Genomic DNA, 15,351 nt, shown 5'->3' on the forward strand with positions numbered 1-15,351 from the left:
TGGGCCAGGCGGGCGGACGACGGGAGACGCGCCGTGAGACGAGCGCAGGTGAACGGGAGGACACGAAGCCGGGGGCTCGGGCTGCTGCTGGCGGTGGCCTGTGCCGCGGCCGGTTGCGACAAGGGCCCGGAGGGCGCGGCGGCGCGGCGGCCCGAGGCGCCGGTGGTGACGCTCGGGCAGGAGAACGTGGCCCGCGCGGAGCTGCGTGAGCTGCAATCCGGCCCTGGCATCTCCGGCACGCTGCAGGCGCGCACGGCGGCCGCGGTGCGCGCGGAGGTGGGCGGCACCATCCTCGGCATCAAGGCCGAGCAGGGGCAGGTGGTGAAGAAGGGCCAGGAGCTGGCGCGAATCGAGGATGCCACCCTGCGGGACCAGGTCATCGCCGCCCGCACGGCCACTCGGACGGCCAGCAGCGCGGTGCAGGTGGCCCGGGCCGAGGAGGAGCGCAGCGCGAAGCTGGCGAAGGAAGGCGTCATCACCCAGCGGGACTTCGAGCGGGCCCAGCTCGCGGTGTCCCAGGCGGAGGCCCAGCTCGCGGAGGCCCGCTCGCGGCTGGCCCTGGCGCAAGAGCAGCTCGGCCGCGCGCGCATCACCGCGCCCTTCGACGGCGTGGTGAGCGAGCGCCAGGCGAGCGAGGGCGACGTCGTGCAGCCCGGCGCGCCCCTCTTCACCATCGTGGACCCGCGCACCCTGCGGCTGGAGGCCTCCGTGCCCGCGGCCCTGCTGGCGCAGGTGAAGGTGGGCACGCCCGTGGAGTTCCAGGTCACCGGTCATGCCGACAACACCGTCAGCGGCAAGGTGGAGCGCATCAACCCCGTGGTGGACCCCGCCACCGGCCAGGTGCGCATCTACGTGGCCATTCCCAACACGGACCTCCACCTCCTGGCGGGCCTCTTCGCGGAGGGGCGCGTGGCCTCGGAGGCGAAGCAGGCGCTCGCGGTGCCGCTGGACGCCGTCGTCGAGTCCAACGGTGAGCCGGGGGTGCTGCGCATCCAGGACGGGCGCGTGCAGCGCGTGCCCGTCACGCTGGGGCTGCGGGACGCCGTCGCGCAGCAGGTGGAGGTCCGCTCCGGGCTGCGGGCGCGAGACGTGGTGGTGCTCGGCTCGGCGCGCGACGCGGTGGGCGAGGGCACTCGCGTGAAGGTGGAGGCGCGGCGCCCCGAGTCGAAGCCCGTGGAGTCCGAATGGCCGGGCGTGGGCGGCTCGGAAGCGCCGCAGAGGCAGCAGTCCCCCTGAGGCCGCTCGCGTTCCATCGCTTTCCGCCGGGAGTCACCGCGTGTTCATTTCCGACTTCGCCATCAAGCGCCCCATCGTCACCATCACCGCGATGGTGGCGCTGGTCGTCTTCGGCCTCGTCGCCCTCTGGCAGCTCGAGACGGACGAGTTCCCGGACGTCCAGCAGCCCGTCATCAACGTCACCATCGCCTACCCGGGCGCGTCACCGGACACGGTGGAGCGTGAAATCGTCGAGCCGATTGAGGACGCCGTCTTCGCCATCAGCGGGGTGGACCCGAAGGAGACGACGTCCAGCGCCACCGATGGCCTCGCCACCTTCACGGTGTTCTTCGACTTCGAGAAGGACATCCAGGAGGCCTCGCAGGACATCCGCGACGCCATCTCCAGCAAGCGGGCGGACCTGCCGCAGGAGATGGAGGAGCCCATCCTCACGCGGTTCGACCCGGCGGACCAGCCCATCGTCTCACTGACGCTCACCTCGGAGCAGCTCGACGTGGCGGCGCTGTCTCGCGTGGCGGACCCGCTGGTGGTGGGCGAATTGCGCTCGGTGCCGGGCGTGGCGCAGGCGGACGTGGTGGGCGAGGTGGAGCGGGAGATGACGGTGCAGGTCCGGCCGGGGGCGCTCCAGGCGGCGGGCCTGTCGGTGGCGGAGGTGGTGGGGGCGCTGCAGGCGCAGAACCTCGCGGCGCCCGTGGGCCGCATCAACGCGCCCCTGGCGGAGTCCTCCATCCGGCTCAAGGGCCGGCTGGCGGGCGCGGAGGACTTCCGGAACATGGTGGTGGCCACGCGAGGCGGGCAGGTCATCCGCCTGGGGCAGGTGGCGGACGTCTTCGTGGGGGCCGAGGAGCCGCGCACGCTGGCGCTCTTCGACGGCGCGCAGGCGGTGGGCATCGACGTGCTCAAGGCCAAGGGCTACAGCACCACCGAGGTGGCGGACGCGGTGCGCGAGCGCGTGGAGGCATTGCAGAGGCGCCTGCCCGCCGGGGTGAAGCTGGCCATCGTCCGCGACGCGGGCGTCCGCGTGGAGCAGGCGGTGCACAACGTGCAGTCGGCGCTGCTGGAGGGCGCGCTGCTCACGGTGCTGGTGGTGTTCGTCTTCCTCAACTCGTGGCGCTCCACCGTCATCACCGGCCTCGCGCTGCCGGTGAGCGTGCTCGCGGCGTTCATCAGCGTGTGGGCCTTCGGCTTCACGCTCAACACGATGTCGCTGCTCGGCCTGACGCTGGCCATCGGCATCCTCATCGACGACGCCATCGTGGTGCGCGAGAACATCGTCCGCCACATCGAGATGGGGAAGGACCACTACACCGCGTCGCGCGAGGGCACGTCCGAAATCGGGCTCGCGGTGTCGGCGACCACCTTCTCCATCGTCGCGGTGTTCGTGCCGGTGGCCTTCATGTACGGGGTGGCGGGGCAGTGGTTCAAGCCCTTCGCACTGACGATTGCGTGCGCGGTGCTGGTGTCGCTGTTCGTCTCCTTCTCGCTGGACCCGATGCTGAGCGCGTACTGGCCGGACCCGCAGGTGGAGCAGGCAGCGCGGCGCGACTTCATCTCCCGCGCGCTGACGCGCTTCAACCGCTGGTTCGACCGGCAGGCGCAGCGCTACAAGCGCGTCATCGCCTGGGCGCTGGACCACCGGCTGGCGATGGTGCTGGTGGCGGTGGGCTCGTTGGTGGGCGCGCTGGGCTTGCAGGCCACGGTGGGAGGCGCGGGCTTCGTGCCGGTGAGTGACCGCGCGGAGGTGGAGGTGCTGGTGGAGACGCCGCCGGGCTCCAGCCTGGACTACACGCGGCGCAAGGTGGAGGAGGTGGTGCGCATCACCCGGGCGCACCCGGAGGTGGCGTACACGTACAGCACCATCGGCGTGCCGCTGCCGCTCAGCGCGCCGGGCGTGGACCAGGCGCTGGTGTACGTGCGGCTCACGCCGAAGGGGGACCGGGACGTGAGTCAGGACGCGCTGGGCCGCATCTTCCGCGATGAGCTGCGGGTCATCGGCGGCGCGAAGGTGTCCGTCTTCACGTCCGGCTTCGGCGGGGCCTTCAAGCAGATTCAGCTGGAGTTGAGGGGCCCGGACCAGCGGATGCTCACGCAGCTCGCGGAGCAGGTGCGGAAGGAGATGGAAGCGGTGCCGGGCGCGGTGGACGTGGGACTGTCCACGCGCGGGCAGAAGCCGGAGCTGGAGGTGGAGCTGAACCGCGGGCTGGCGGGGCAGCTCGGCGTGACGGTGGGGCAGGTGGCCCAGGTGCTGCGGCCGGCCTTCGCGGGCCTGGACGTGGGGGACTGGGTGGACCCCATCGGCGAGACGCGGGACGTGATGCTTCGCCTGGCGCCCGAGGCGCGTGACAGCCCGAGTGATTTGGCACAGCTCCCCATCGCCGTGGCCGGGGGGCAGGGTGGCACGCCCCGGCTGGTGCCGCTGGGACAGGTGGCGGACATCCGGCAGACGCTGGGGCCGGCGCAGATTACGCACCTGGACCGCGAGCGTGTCATCAACATCCAGGCGAACACGCAGGGGCGCTCGCTGACGGAGGTGATGACGGACATCCAGGAGCGGGTGGCGCGGGTGCAGCTCCCGGCGGGCTACACGCTGACGACGGGCGGCGAGTCCGCGGACCAGGCGGAGGTCTTCATGCGGGTATTCATCGCGCTCGGCGTGGCGGTGGTGCTGATGTATCTCATCCTGGTCATCCAGTTCGGCTCGTTCCTGGACCCGCTGGCCATCCTCCTGTCACTGCCGCTGTCGCTCATCGGCGTGGTGCTGGCGCTGCTCGTCACGGGTGACACGCTCAACATCATGAGCCTCATCGGCGTCATCCTGCTGATGGGCATCGTCGCGAAGAACGCCATCCTCCTCATCGACTTCGCCAAGTGGTCTCACGCGAAGGGCCTGCCCTTGCGAGACGCGCTCATCGAGGCGGGACGTATCCGCCTGCGGCCCATCATCATGACGACGCTGGCGCTGGTGGCCGGCATGGTGCCGGTGGCCATCGGCGCGGGCGAGGGTGGTGACTTCCGCGCGCCGCTGGGTCGCGCGGTGATTGGCGGCGTGATTACGTCCACGCTGCTGACGCTGCTGGTGATTCCGACGGTGTACGAAATCCTGGTGGACGGCCGCACGTGGATGGCCCGCAAGCTGCGGAAGCTCTTCCACATGCGTCCCCCGCAGGAGCACGAGCCCCACGGTGGCGGTGGCGAGCCCCGGCCGATGCCTCAGGCTCGTCAGGAGTGAGCGAGGGCGCTGGATGTTGAACGTCTGCCCTTCAGGAGGGTTGGCGGCTCGCGCGGGGGCCCGTAGGGTCGGCTGTCTCCCGTCATGGCTCCTGCCCCGCTGCCCGAAGACCACCACCGACTCGTCACCGAGGCCCTGGCCGCGCTCGACGTCCGCAATCTGGTGCTGAGCATCCACGACCCCAGCTTCCCGCAACTCCCGGGGGAGGACCTCGGCTGGGGCTCGCCCTACTCGGAGGGAGCGGCGCGCTTCCTCGGCTTCGCGCGGGAGCTGGGCTTCAACGGCATCCAGCTGGGCCCGCAGGGGCAGACCACCGAGTTCAACGCCTCGCCGTACGACGCCACGCTCTTCTCTCGCAACGTCCTCGACGTGTCGCTCGCTGTGCTGGAGGAGCCCGAGCCCTGGGGCGCCCTGCTGCCGTGCGGGCGCGTGGCCGGCCTCGCCGCCAGCCGCCCGAGGAGCTCCGGCCCGGGGGAGCGCTACCGCCACGCGTTCCGCACGCAGCTCGCGTTGCTGCACGAGGCGTGGGAGTCGTTCCGCCGCCAGCGCGAGGCTCCGGATGCCTCCTCCGCCATCCGCGAGCTGGCCGCTCGCTTCGCCACCTTCCGGCGGCAGCACCACGCGTGGCTGCTCCGCGACGCCCTCTTCGACGTGCTGTGCGAGGAGAAGCATGAGCCGGACTGGCGTCGCTGGGCGGACTCGCTGGACGGGCGGTTGTGGAGCCCCCGCCGCGAGGAGGAAGCCTCGGCCGCCGCGCGCGTCGTCGAGCTGGAGGCCCGGTACGCGGAGTCGCTGGAGCGCTACGCCTTCTTCCAGTTCCTCGTGCACGTCCAGCACCAGGCGCTGCGCGAGCGCGTGGTGGGCGGCGGGCTGAAGCTGTACGGCGACCTGCAGATTGGCTTCTCACCGCGAGACACATGGGCGTGGCAGGGGCTGTTCCTGCGCAAGTACCTCATGGGCGCGCCGCCCAGCCGCACCAACCCGGATGGCCAGCCGTGGAACTACCCGGTGCTGGACCCGGAGCAGTACTTCGAGCCGGACTACGCCGGAGTGGCCGCCGGGCAGCGGGCCGGGCCGGTGCTGCGCTTCATGAACGCGCGCATGGACAAGATGCTCGGCGAGTACGACGGGCTGCGGCTGGACCACCCGCACGGGCTGGTGTGTCCGTGGGTGTACCGCTCGGACGTGCCGGACGCACTGTGGGCGGTGCAGCACGGGGCGCGTCTCTTCTCCTCGCCGGACCTGCCGGACCACCCGGACCTGGCGCGCTACGCGCTGGTGCACCCGGAGCAGCTGGACCGCACGGTGCCCCGGTACGCGGATGGGGAGGTGAAGTCCCTCACCCCGGAGCAGGTGCGCCGCTACAGCGTCCTCTTCGACACGGTGGTGGGTGCGGCAAGGCGCAACGGGCGCGACCTGGGCGACCTGCTGAGCGAGGTGCTGAGCACGCTGCCGTATCCGCTGGAGCGCGTGCTGGCGCAGTACGGGCTGGGGCGCTTCCGGGTGACGCAGAAGGCCGACCTCAACAACCCCGCGGACGTGTACCGCAGTGAGAACGTGGCGCCCGAGGACTGGGTGATGGTGGGCAACCACGACACCAAGTCCCTGTGGCGGCTGGTGGGCGAGTGGCAGTGGCGCGGGACGCTGAAGGCGCAGGCGGACTACCTCGCGTGGCGCCTGTGTCCGGAAGAAGCAGGGCGCGAGGCCTTCGCGAGGAGACTGGCGGAGGACCCGGGACAGCTCGCGCAGGCGAAGCTGGCGGACCTGTTCGCCAGCCGGGCGCGCAACGTCATGGTGTTCTTCACGGACCTGCTGGGGATGACGGAGACGTACAACACGCCCGGCACGGTGGACCCGCGGAACTGGTCCCTGCGCGTGCCGGAGGACTGGGCGCGCGTGTACCGCGAGCGGCTCCGGGGCGACGCGGCGCTGAACATGCCCGCGGTGCTGGCCATGGCGCTGCGGGCACGAGGCGCGGGGACCCGCGACCGGTACCCCACACTGCTCGCGGGGCTGGACCGGCTGGCGGAGGAGCTCCGCGGCGGAAGGTAGGCTCACGCGGGCGCAGCCGGCACGCCGAGCCCCAGCGCGGCCCCGCGCGGACCGCGCCGAGAACCGCGACACCTCAGTGCTGCACGTCCACCACGAGCCGGGCCGGCTCGCGCAGCTCCATGACCCGGTACTTGTTGGGCTTCTTGTTGCCGAGCACCCACGTCACCTCGCCCTCGAAGTCACAGGTGCGCTCCAGCTCCACGAGGATGGGGAGGTTGGGCTTCATCTCCCGCTCGGCGACGGTTGCCTGACCCTGGTCATTGTGAGCGCGCGCGGGCGTGAAGCGCACCTGCAGCCAACCCTGGCCGGCCACCGGCGTCGGGTCGCCCGAGCCGCACTGGATGATGGGCGTGTCCACGTACTCCAGCGCGTAGCCGGGGAGCTGCGTCCCCTCGAACTCGAACACCACGCGGTCATAGTCCGCGTGCTGCCCCGCGCGCACCGAGCGCAGCGTCACGGGCATCCCCGGACGGCGCTTCAGCTCCACGTTGCCCGCGGTCCACTCGCGGTTCTTCAGGTCCTCTGGGGGCTGGTTCGCCGCGTTCGCCGGAGCCGGCACGGGAGCCGGAGCCGGAGCCGTGCCGCCCGTGGATCCCTGGGGCGCCGTCTCGGGAGCGTCGTCCCCCGTCTGCACGGGAGCCCCCGTGCCACCATCGGCGGGGACGACGACATGCACGGGCGGGTTGGCGGCGGCCTCGCCTTCACGGGGGACGGTGCCCTCGGGCGGACGAGAGGGTTGGGCGGGCGCGTCATCCGGCGCGGGAAGCTCTGCGGCCGGGTGCGTCGGAGGTGGCTCCTCCTTCTTGCACCCGGCGACTCCGATGCATCCAGCCAGCAACAGCGACGTCAGCCCGCGTCCAGACCGCTTCATCGTCCTCTCCTGGCGGCCCGCTCGGTCAGGGCCGGCGGCCTCCCTCTCTCACGAGCGGCGCCCGGGTGCCAGCGTCACGATGTGGAAGCCGTGGGGACGGAGTGCCCTCCAGGAACTTCACACCCTCACTGCGCCGGAGGCGTCGCCGGGGCGAGCGCGTCGAGGTCCGTGTTGCGCAGGAAGCGCACGAGCACGCCGTCAATCTTCCGCACGCCGTCCTCCACCACGGTGGGCTTGTCGTTGAAGCAGTTGTTCCAGGTGAAGTCAGCCAGGGCCTTCTCGGCGCCCGCGGGCCAGGTGCCGTCCAGCGGACCGTCGTAGTACCCGAGCTTGCGCAGCGCGCGCTTCATGAACCGGGCGGTGTCCTTGTCCAGCGTCACGAGGTCCGCCGCATACGTCGGAGCGAGGACTCCCTGGTGGCGGTTGAGCTGCACCTCCAAATCCCGCAGCGCCGTCATGCTCGCGTGCACGGAGGCGTCGGCGAGCACGTGCGTGAAGAAGGCGGAGGGATTCGTGCTGTTCCACACGCGGATGACGCCGGAGCGCTCGCCGTTGCGGTCACCCCCCACGCGCGCGCCGGCCTTGAGCGAGGCGAGCAGCCGCTGCGGCAGGCTGCCCCGGGCTTGCTGGTAGGCCTCCGCCATGACGTCGCACATCTCACCGGTGCTCATGTTGTTGGCCTGCACCACGAAGGTGCTGCCCTTGACGGAGCAGGTGAAGTGGCTCGTCTCCGCGCCGGAGCGCTGGCCCACCGTCACGGTGCCGTCCGGGTTCAGCTTCACTGCGGCGAGCTGGCGGATGGAGGCCAGCGGGTCCGCCGTGAGCACGGTGTCGATGGCGTCCTGCGGCGCCTCGCCCGAGTCGATGCGCGCGATGACGGCGTTCGCGTCATCCACCGAGGGCAGCGCCATGGTGGCCACCGCGAGGTCCGAGCGGCCATAGGGCACCAGCCCGCTGACACCGCTGGGGAACGAGATGACGGCCATGCCGCAGGACTGCTCCACCGGGTCGCACGCGATGACGGCGCGCGTGCCGAAGATGCGCGTGTTGATGGGACGGTCCGCCGCGGCCGCGGTGGAGGACGTCACCAGGAGGGACGACAGGACCAGCAGGCCGCGCTTGAGGAGCTTCATGGTCTACCTCGGGACAAGGGGCTCCCGTCCGGCGCGCGAGGTCCGCGTGGCCGTGGGTGGCCCTCAGGGGTGTGGGATTGAAGCGCCGGGAGCCGTGCCGCCCGTCCCCGGCGCTGTCGCCATGAACAACGACGCGCCGCCGGGAGGCATATCGGATGGCCGGAGCGCGCGGGAATACGGGTGGGACAGGCGGGACGGGGAACGCGGAAATCCCACCTGTCCGGAGAAGCCCAGGGGGCCCGGGTGCCCTGCGCTCGGCGGGCCGGCCGGCGGAAGCCCTCTCCCGGAAAATTGAAGCGGCGGCACCCCCGCGAGCGCATGCAAATGCATGAGACACGGGGGGGCGTGCCGCGGATATGGTGCGCGCCCGGCCGCAGTCCGCGTGGCCCCCCTCAACGCGAACGAACCGGAGAGCAACACCTCATGGCAATCGACCTCACCTCCCTTCCCCGCCCGTCACGGGATGACACCACCGTGGGCACCATGGCGCGGGGTCTCGTCGGCAGCGAGATCCTGCGAATCGCCGCGCAAATCCGGGAGCTCGTCGCCAAGGGCCAGAAGGTGTGCAACCTGACGGTGGGCGACTTCGCCCCGAAGGAGTTCCCCATCCCGGACGGGCTGCGGGCGAACATCGCCACCGCGCTCCAGGCCGGGGAGACGAACTACCCGCCGTCCGACGGCGTGCTGGACCTGCGCCAGGCGGTGCAGCGCTTCTACGAGCGCGCGCTCGGCCTGAAGTACCCGCTGGAGGGCATCGTCATCGCCGGCGGCGCCCGCCCCATCATCTACGGCACCTACCGCGCCGTGCTGGATGAGGGGGATACGGTCGTCTACCCGGTGCCCTCGTGGAACAACAACCACTACGCGTACATGCTGGGCGCGAAGAGCGTGGTGGTGCCCACCGACGCCGCGCACGGCTTCATGCCCACGCTGGAGCAACTTGCTCCGCACCTGTCCTCCGCGCGGTTGCTATGCCTGTGCAGCCCGCTCAACCCCACCGGCACCATGATTGCGCCGGACGCGCTGGCCGCCATCTGCGAGCGCATCGTCGCGGAGAACCGCGAGCGTGAGAAGCGCGGCCAGAAGCCGCTCATCCTCATGTACGACCAGATCTACTGGGTGCTGAGCTTCGGCGCGGTGAAGCACGTGACGCCGGTGGAGCTGGTGCCCGAGGTGGCGCCGTACACCGTCTTCGTGGACGGCATCTCCAAGGCCTTCGCCTCCACGGGCGTGCGCGTGGGCTGGGGCGTGGGTCCGCCGACCATCATCGCGCGCATGCGCGACGTGCTGGGCCACGTGGGCGCGTGGGCTCCCAAGGCCGAGCAGGTGGCGGTGGCCCGCTACCTCGACGACACGAAGGCCACGGAGTCCTTCCTCGAGGTGATGCGCCAGCGCGTGGACGAGCGGCTGGAGGCGCTCCACCGCGGCTTCACGCGGATGCGCGAGGCGGGGCTGCCGGTGCAGCACATCGCCCCGCAGGGCGCCATCTACCTGTCCGTGCGGTTCGACCTGATTGGCAAGGGCGGCCTGAAGACGAACGACGACATCCGCAAGCTGCTGCTGGAGAAGGCGAGCTTCGCGGTGGTGCCCTTCCAGGCGTTCGGCCTCCCCGAGGACACCGGCTGGTTCCGCCTGTCCGTGGGCGCCACCTCGGTGAAGGAAATCGAGGAGGCGCTGCCCCGCGTGGAGGCCACCCTCCGCGAGGCGCTCGCCGCCGGGAAGTAGCCGGGGACGAGGGAGGACGTGGCCCGCGAGCCACGTCCTCCGTCCCGTGCGCGTGCGACCTGGGCCGGCGGCGTACGTTCTCTCCCTGGACGGGGAAGCCGGGAATACACTGCCCCGGTCCCGGTTGGTCCGCGCACGCGCCCGGCCGGGGTCCAGGCATCCAGGCTTCCTTCAACGCGCGCGGCCTTCACCCATGCTCAAGCGATTCGTGGATGTCCGGGACGAGGAGGTGGGAGCGGTCCTCTGGTCGTTCCTCTACTTCTTCACGCTCATGTGCGGCTACGCCATCCTCCGGCCCATCCGCAACGAGATGGGGACGGCGGGCAGCGTGAAGGGGCTGGACTGGCTCTTCACCGCCACCTTCCTGGTGATGCTGGCGGCGGTACCGGCCTTCTCCGCGCTGGTGGCGCGCTGGCCGCGGCGCATCGTGATTCCCCGCGTCTACCGCTTCTTCCTCCTCAACCTCGTGGCCTTCTTCGCGCTGCTGAAGTGGGGCGTGGCCCGCGAGACGGTGGCGCGCGTCTTCTACGTCTGGCTGAGCGTCTACAACCTGTTCGTCGTCTCCATCTTCTGGAGCTTCATGGCGGACGTCTTCGCCAGCGGGCAGGGCAAGCGCCTCTTCGGCTTCATCGCCGCGGGAGGCACCACGGGGATGCTGGTGGGGCCCTTCCTGGTGGGCCGCCTCGCCGAGCCCCTGGGGCCCGTCAACCTCATCCTCCTCTCCGTGGTGCTGCTGGAGGTGAGTGCGCAGTGCGTGCGCCGGCTGAGCGGCTGGGCCCATGACGTGCAGCACCAGCCGCCCGCGGCGGAGGGGCCGGTGGGCGGTGGCATGCTGGACGGGTTGAAGCTGCTGGTGACGTCGCCCTTCCTGCTCGCGCTGGGGCTCCAGGTGCTCCTCTATGCGGCCACCTCCACGTTCCTCTACTTCCAGGAGGTGAAGCTCGTCGCCGAGCTGGGCAGGGACGCCGCCTCCCGCACGGCCATCTTCGGCGACATCGACTTCTACGTGCAGCTGGCGACGCTGGCCTTGCAGGCGCTCGTCACCGGGCGCGTCATCTCGAAGCTGGGCCTGGGCGCGGCCATGGCGGTGGCGCCGGTGCTCACGGGGCTGGGCTTCCTGGGGCTGGCGGCGGCGCCGGTGCTGGCGGTGCTCATCCTCTTCAAGGCGGTGCGTGGGGCCAGCCACTACGCGCTGGAGCGGCCCTCTCGCGAAATCCTCTTCACCACGGTGGACCGCGAGGCCCGCTACAAGTCGAAGAGCTTCATCGACACGGTGGTGTACCGCGGCAGCGACACGGTGAGCGCGTGGCTGCAGGGCGGGCTCACGAAGCTGGGCCTGGGGATGACGGGCCTGTCGCTGGCGGCGGTGCCGCTGGCGGGGCTGTGGCTCGCGGTGTCGCTGTACCTCGCGCGGCACCAGCGGCGGCAGACGCCGGGCACTCCGGCCACGCTGCCGCCCGCGGTTCCCGATAATGTCCCTGTCCGCTGAAGCATCCGCGGTCGGCACGCAGTCCTTCCAGGCAACAGGAGGAAACACGGCATGAAGCTGTCCCGCAGAGGAGTGATTCAGGGAGCGGCCGCGCTTGGCTCGCTCTGGGCCATGGGCTGTGCCACGTCCGGCAAGTCCGGCAATGGTAGCGCCACCGGCTCCGAGGCCGAGGCCGCGAAGCTGCCGCCCCCGGGCAAGCCGCAGAACATCCTCATCCTGGGAGGCACCAGCTTCCTGGGCCCGGCGCTGGTGGAGTTCGCGCGCTCGCGCGGCCACACGCTGACGCTCTTCAACCGCGGGAAGACGAACCCCGGCCTCTTCCCCGACGTGGAGAAGCTGCAGGGCAACCGCGACCCGAACAAGGACAACGGCCTGAAGGCGCTGGAGGGCCGCAAGTGGGACGCGGTGGTGGACACCTCCGGCTATGTGCCCCGCATGGTGAAGGCCTCCGCGGAGCTGCTGGCGCCCAACACGGACCACTACGTCTTCGTCTCCTCCATCTCCGTCTACAAGGACCTGTCCAAGCCCGGCATCACCGAGTCGTCGCCGGTGGCCACGGTGGAGGACGAGACGACGGAGAAGGTGATGGAGCACTACGGCGCGCTGAAGGCGCTGTGTGAGAAGGCGGCGGAGACGGCCATGCCCGGCCGCGTCCTCAACGTGCGCCCCGGCCTCATCGTCGGGCCGGACGACCCGTCGGACCGCTTCACCTACTGGCCGGTGCGCGTGGCGCGCGGTGGCGAGGTGCTCGCGCCGGGGGACGGGCAGGACCCCATCCAGTTCATCGACGCGAGGGATTTGGCGCGGTTCATCATTCTCAACCTCGAGCGCCGCACCACGGGTGTCTACAACGCCACGGGCCCCAACCAGCCCGTGCTGATGAAGGACTTCCTGGAGCTGAACAAGCAGGTCATCGGAAGCGACGCGCGCTTCACGTGGGCGGACGTCGAGTTCCTGAAGAAGCAGAAGGTGGAGCCGTGGACGGACATGCCGGCGTGGATGCCGCGCACCGGTGAGGAGGGCGGGCTGGGGCAGGTGAACATCGACAAGGCGCTGGCCGCGGGGCTTGCCTTCCGCCCGGCGGCGGACACCCTCCGCGACACGCTGGCGTGGTTCAAGACGCTGCCGCCCGAGCGCCAGGCGAAGCTGGATGCCGGCATCGCCGCGGAGCGGGAGAAGGAAGTGCTCGCCGCGTGGCACCAGGAGAAGCAGCAGGGCACCGCGAAGGCGGAGTGAGTCTGCCCGGGCGCGGATGACGTTGTCGGGCGGGAGGAGGCCGCACGCTCCTCCCTCCCACGCTTCACCCCACCTGCCCTTGCACTCGAGCGGGCAGGTTGGCAGGAGGAGGGAGCGGCACGGCGCCTCCTCCGTGGCCCCCCGTCGCCGCGAGGGAGCGACGATGACGTCCAAGATGAAGAGCCCCACCCCTCTGCCCGGAGCGCGCCGCGCGGCCGTGCTGCTGGCCCTGGCCCTGGCGCTGGCGGCCTGTGGTGGCAAGGAGGTGAAGCCCGGCGGTCCTGGAGGCACCAGCGACTGTGCCCCGCTCCAGCTGGAGCGCGGCGTGGAGCTCGACGGCTTCCGCGTGGACCGCTTCACGTGGCGCGACACGCACTGCCGCCCGCGCTCGGCCTCCCTGGTGCGCAACGATGCCGCGGACCCCGCCGGTTGGAACGGCGGCTACCTGCGCCGCTACACCTACGAGGCGCAGGGCACGCAGCGCACCTGCGATGGCGCCGAGGCCGGCATCCCCGGCTGGGGCATGGTGGTGTGCCACGTCCACAACGGCGCCTCCTGGGGCAACTGGACGAAGGACGTGCGAGGCACCTGGCGCACCGTCTTCGCGGGCCGCCACCACGCGCTGCACGAGTTCCGCTGGCCGCTCGTGCTCGAGGGCCATACCGTCAACGTGACGGTGCACTACCTCTTCGCCACCGGCCGCAGCCACCCGCTGTACGCGATTACGCATGACGCCTCGGGCATCCCGGCGGATGCGCTCAGCGCCGACGTGCGCTCGCCCTACGGGGACCTGCTCTTCGACGGCAACGCCAACGCCGAAATCGCCGGCCTGGGCTGGGGAGACCGCTACCGCTTCGTGACGCTGTCCTCCCCGGTGACGATGGCGAGCGGCTGGGACTACCGCGAGGCCAACGTCGTCCCCTACACCCGCATGTGGACGGCGTCGCCGGACGCGGAGATGGGCGTGGTGCAGACGCAGACGTGGGCACGCAAGCCCGCGGGCGGCTACTGGTCCTATTCGAGCTGGGGCCAGCGCGACGCGGACGGCCCCATGCCCCAGGACTGGAACTGGACGTACCAGCTCAACCAGTACGAGCTGCCTGGCACCACCCGCTCGCACCGGCTGGCCTGGGGCAGCAACTACGGCGCGGTGGGACAGCGGCAGTACCCCCGCTACGGCGACGACGCCAACCTCTCCGGCTACCCGTACCAGAGCTACTCCGTGTTCATGGTGCTGGACCCGCACGGCGAGGACCCGGTGCTGAAGCAGGCGGCGGAGGTGGCGGCCTGGGAGGGTGTGCGGCTGACGGCCACCGAGGGCACCGTGAGCACCCGGGGCCCCGGCGGCGTGGGGCGCGACGACGCCGTCTCGTACGACGTGCCCGGCTACAACCCCGTGTACGCGACGTGGGAGGCCCAGGCCGCGTCCAACCGCGCGACGCTGCGCTTCGAGGCCGGCACCCGCACGCTCACCCACCCGGTGGTGGTGCTCCGCGGCTACACCGCCTCGGCGCCCCCCTCTCAAGTCTCACTGGACGGGCAGCCCCTCACGGCGGACGCGGACTACTTCGCCTCGGTGGACGAGGCCGGTGACGCACTGTGGCTGACCGTGGGCCGCGAGCTGACCGGCACCGTGACGCTGCGGGTGGAGTAGGGCACCGGCGTACTCCGGCGCCACGGCCCACGGGGCCCGGCGCCGGTCCGTGGATCACCGCCGAGCCCGCAAAAGCAACGGGGGATGCCCCGATGGACTCGGAGCACCCCCCGGAAATGACCCATTTCTCGGGCTCGCTCTCCCCCTCTGGCGAGCGTGACCCCGGGTCCCCCTTCCGCAGACGGCACCGCCCCCGCGGCGCCGCCCTCCTACCCGCCCCTGAGGTTTCCGGAGGGCCTTGGACCCCTCCAGAGAAACATCCTCGAAAACGTGGCACCCCCCGGTGCCTGCTACGGCCCCACCCGGTACGTGTCCGGCACCCCCAGCGCCGGCACGCGGGTGAGCCGCGGCTCCCCCTTGTCGACCCTGGACGACTCCCAGGGCACCGCGGGGCGCGAGAGCGCCCGCAGCCGTGCCAACGTCTGGGCCCGTCCGAAGGTCTGCGGGCGCATGGATGCCACCCGCGTTACGTCCTGCATCACTTCACGGAGTGACTCCGTGACGGTCGACTTCGCCAGGACCGACAGCTGCGTCCGCTTCGCCCCCGCGAAGATGGCCAGCTCCGGTACAGCGACTCCCCCTGATTCCCCCTCGACCGCCTTTCGCCACTCCACCCAGGACTGACGTCCTGGTCTGTAGGTCGTGGCCCCTTTGTCTCCGCGCGACACACCGCCGTGCCTCGTGTTTCCCCCTGAAACCCTCTGGCTCGACTCATGCGCGACGTGT

General features: G+C 71.2%; 10 protein-coding genes. 7 read left to right on the forward strand and 3 right to left on the reverse strand.

All coding sequences use genetic code 11. From position 1 onward, the window contains the following. The first annotated feature begins 33 nt into the window (after positions 1-33). The 3 genes from K8638_RS28205 to K8638_RS28215 all read left to right on the forward strand — a co-directional run bounded on the left by K8638_RS28205 (position 34) and on the right by K8638_RS28215 (position 6,517). Positions 34-1,236, forward strand: a complete 1,203-nt coding sequence (locus K8638_RS28205; protein ID WP_223757746.1) for an efflux RND transporter periplasmic adaptor subunit — start codon at positions 34-36, stop codon at positions 1,234-1,236. Positions 1,237-1,276: 40 nt separating this feature from the next. Then, positions 1,277-4,465 carry an efflux RND transporter permease subunit gene (locus K8638_RS28210; RefSeq protein WP_223757747.1) on the forward strand — a complete coding sequence of 1,063 codons (3,189 nt, stop codon included), beginning with the start codon at positions 1,277-1,279 and terminating at the stop codon, positions 4,463-4,465. An 84-nt stretch (positions 4,466-4,549) separates the two neighbouring features. Then, positions 4,550-6,517, forward strand: coding sequence for a 4-alpha-glucanotransferase (locus tag K8638_RS28215; protein ID WP_223757748.1), 1,968 nt, complete (start codon positions 4,550-4,552; stop codon positions 6,515-6,517). Positions 6,518-6,590: 73 nt separating this feature from the next. Here the strand turns inward: K8638_RS28215 and K8638_RS28220 are convergent, their stop codons facing one another. Together K8638_RS28220 and K8638_RS28225 are read right to left on the reverse strand one after the other, a co-directional pair. Next, the gene (locus tag K8638_RS28220; protein WP_223757749.1) at positions 6,591-7,388 is read right to left on the reverse strand and encodes a hypothetical protein; all 798 of its coding nucleotides are present in this window, start codon (positions 7,386-7,388) and stop codon (positions 6,591-6,593) included. A gap of 125 nt (positions 7,389-7,513) precedes the next feature. Beyond that, positions 7,514-8,521: a DUF1028 domain-containing protein gene (locus K8638_RS28225; RefSeq protein WP_223757750.1), complete on the reverse strand. Its 1,008-nt coding sequence runs from the start codon at positions 8,519-8,521 to the stop codon at positions 7,514-7,516. Positions 8,522-8,944: 423 nt separating this feature from the next. Here K8638_RS28225 and K8638_RS28230 point away from each other — a divergent pair, with 423 nt between their 5' ends. The 4 genes from K8638_RS28230 (at position 8,945) to K8638_RS28245 (ending at position 14,625) form a co-directional block, all read left to right on the forward strand. Further along, positions 8,945-10,246 (forward strand): pyridoxal phosphate-dependent aminotransferase, encoded by a 1,302-nt coding sequence (locus tag K8638_RS28230; protein WP_223757751.1) that lies wholly within the window; start codon positions 8,945-8,947, stop codon positions 10,244-10,246. Between the two features lie 193 nt (positions 10,247-10,439). Continuing rightward, on the forward strand, positions 10,440-11,735 hold the full coding sequence (locus K8638_RS28235) for an NTP/NDP exchange transporter (RefSeq protein WP_223757752.1): 1,296 nt from the start codon (positions 10,440-10,442) through the stop codon (positions 11,733-11,735). A 51-nt stretch (positions 11,736-11,786) separates the two neighbouring features. Further along, complete coding sequence (locus tag K8638_RS28240; RefSeq protein ID WP_223757753.1) at positions 11,787-12,971, forward strand: NAD-dependent epimerase/dehydratase family protein; 1,185 nt, start codon at positions 11,787-11,789, stop codon at positions 12,969-12,971. A 163-nt stretch (positions 12,972-13,134) separates the two neighbouring features. After that, on the forward strand, positions 13,135-14,625 hold the full coding sequence (locus K8638_RS28245; RefSeq protein WP_223757754.1) for a hypothetical protein: 1,491 nt from the start codon (positions 13,135-13,137) through the stop codon (positions 14,623-14,625). Between the two features lie 290 nt (positions 14,626-14,915). On the opposite strand, the gene K8638_RS28250 is transcribed toward K8638_RS28245, so the two are convergent. Further along, the gene (locus tag K8638_RS28250) at positions 14,916-15,077 is read right to left on the reverse strand and encodes a hypothetical protein (protein ID WP_223757755.1); all 162 of its coding nucleotides are present in this window, start codon (positions 15,075-15,077) and stop codon (positions 14,916-14,918) included. Positions 15,078-15,351 lie beyond the last annotated feature (274 nt).

The organism is Myxococcus sp. RHSTA-1-4 (assembly GCF_020037125.1).
GTDB lineage: Bacteria > Myxococcota > Myxococcia > Myxococcales > Myxococcaceae > Myxococcus.

Excerpts from the sequence above, each read along its gene's own strand:
- K8638_RS28245 (WP_223757754.1), top strand. The coding sequence starts at position 13,135 with ATGACGTCCAAGATGAAGAGCCCCACCCCTCTGCCCGGAGCGCGCCGC.
- K8638_RS28220 (WP_223757749.1), bottom strand. The coding sequence starts at position 7,388 with ATGAAGCGGTCTGGACGCGGGCTGACGTCGCTGTTGCTGGCTGGATGC.
- K8638_RS28250 (WP_223757755.1), bottom strand. The coding sequence starts at position 15,077 with ATGCGCCCGCAGACCTTCGGACGGGCCCAGACGTTGGCACGGCTGCGG.
- K8638_RS28240 (WP_223757753.1), top strand. The coding sequence starts at position 11,787 with ATGAAGCTGTCCCGCAGAGGAGTGATTCAGGGAGCGGCCGCGCTTGGC.
- K8638_RS28230 (WP_223757751.1), top strand. The coding sequence starts at position 8,945 with ATGGCAATCGACCTCACCTCCCTTCCCCGCCCGTCACGGGATGACACC.
- K8638_RS28215 (WP_223757748.1), top strand. The coding sequence starts at position 4,550 with ATGGCTCCTGCCCCGCTGCCCGAAGACCACCACCGACTCGTCACCGAG.
- K8638_RS28225 (WP_223757750.1), bottom strand. The coding sequence starts at position 8,521 with ATGAAGCTCCTCAAGCGCGGCCTGCTGGTCCTGTCGTCCCTCCTGGTG.
- K8638_RS28235 (WP_223757752.1), top strand. The coding sequence starts at position 10,440 with ATGCTCAAGCGATTCGTGGATGTCCGGGACGAGGAGGTGGGAGCGGTC.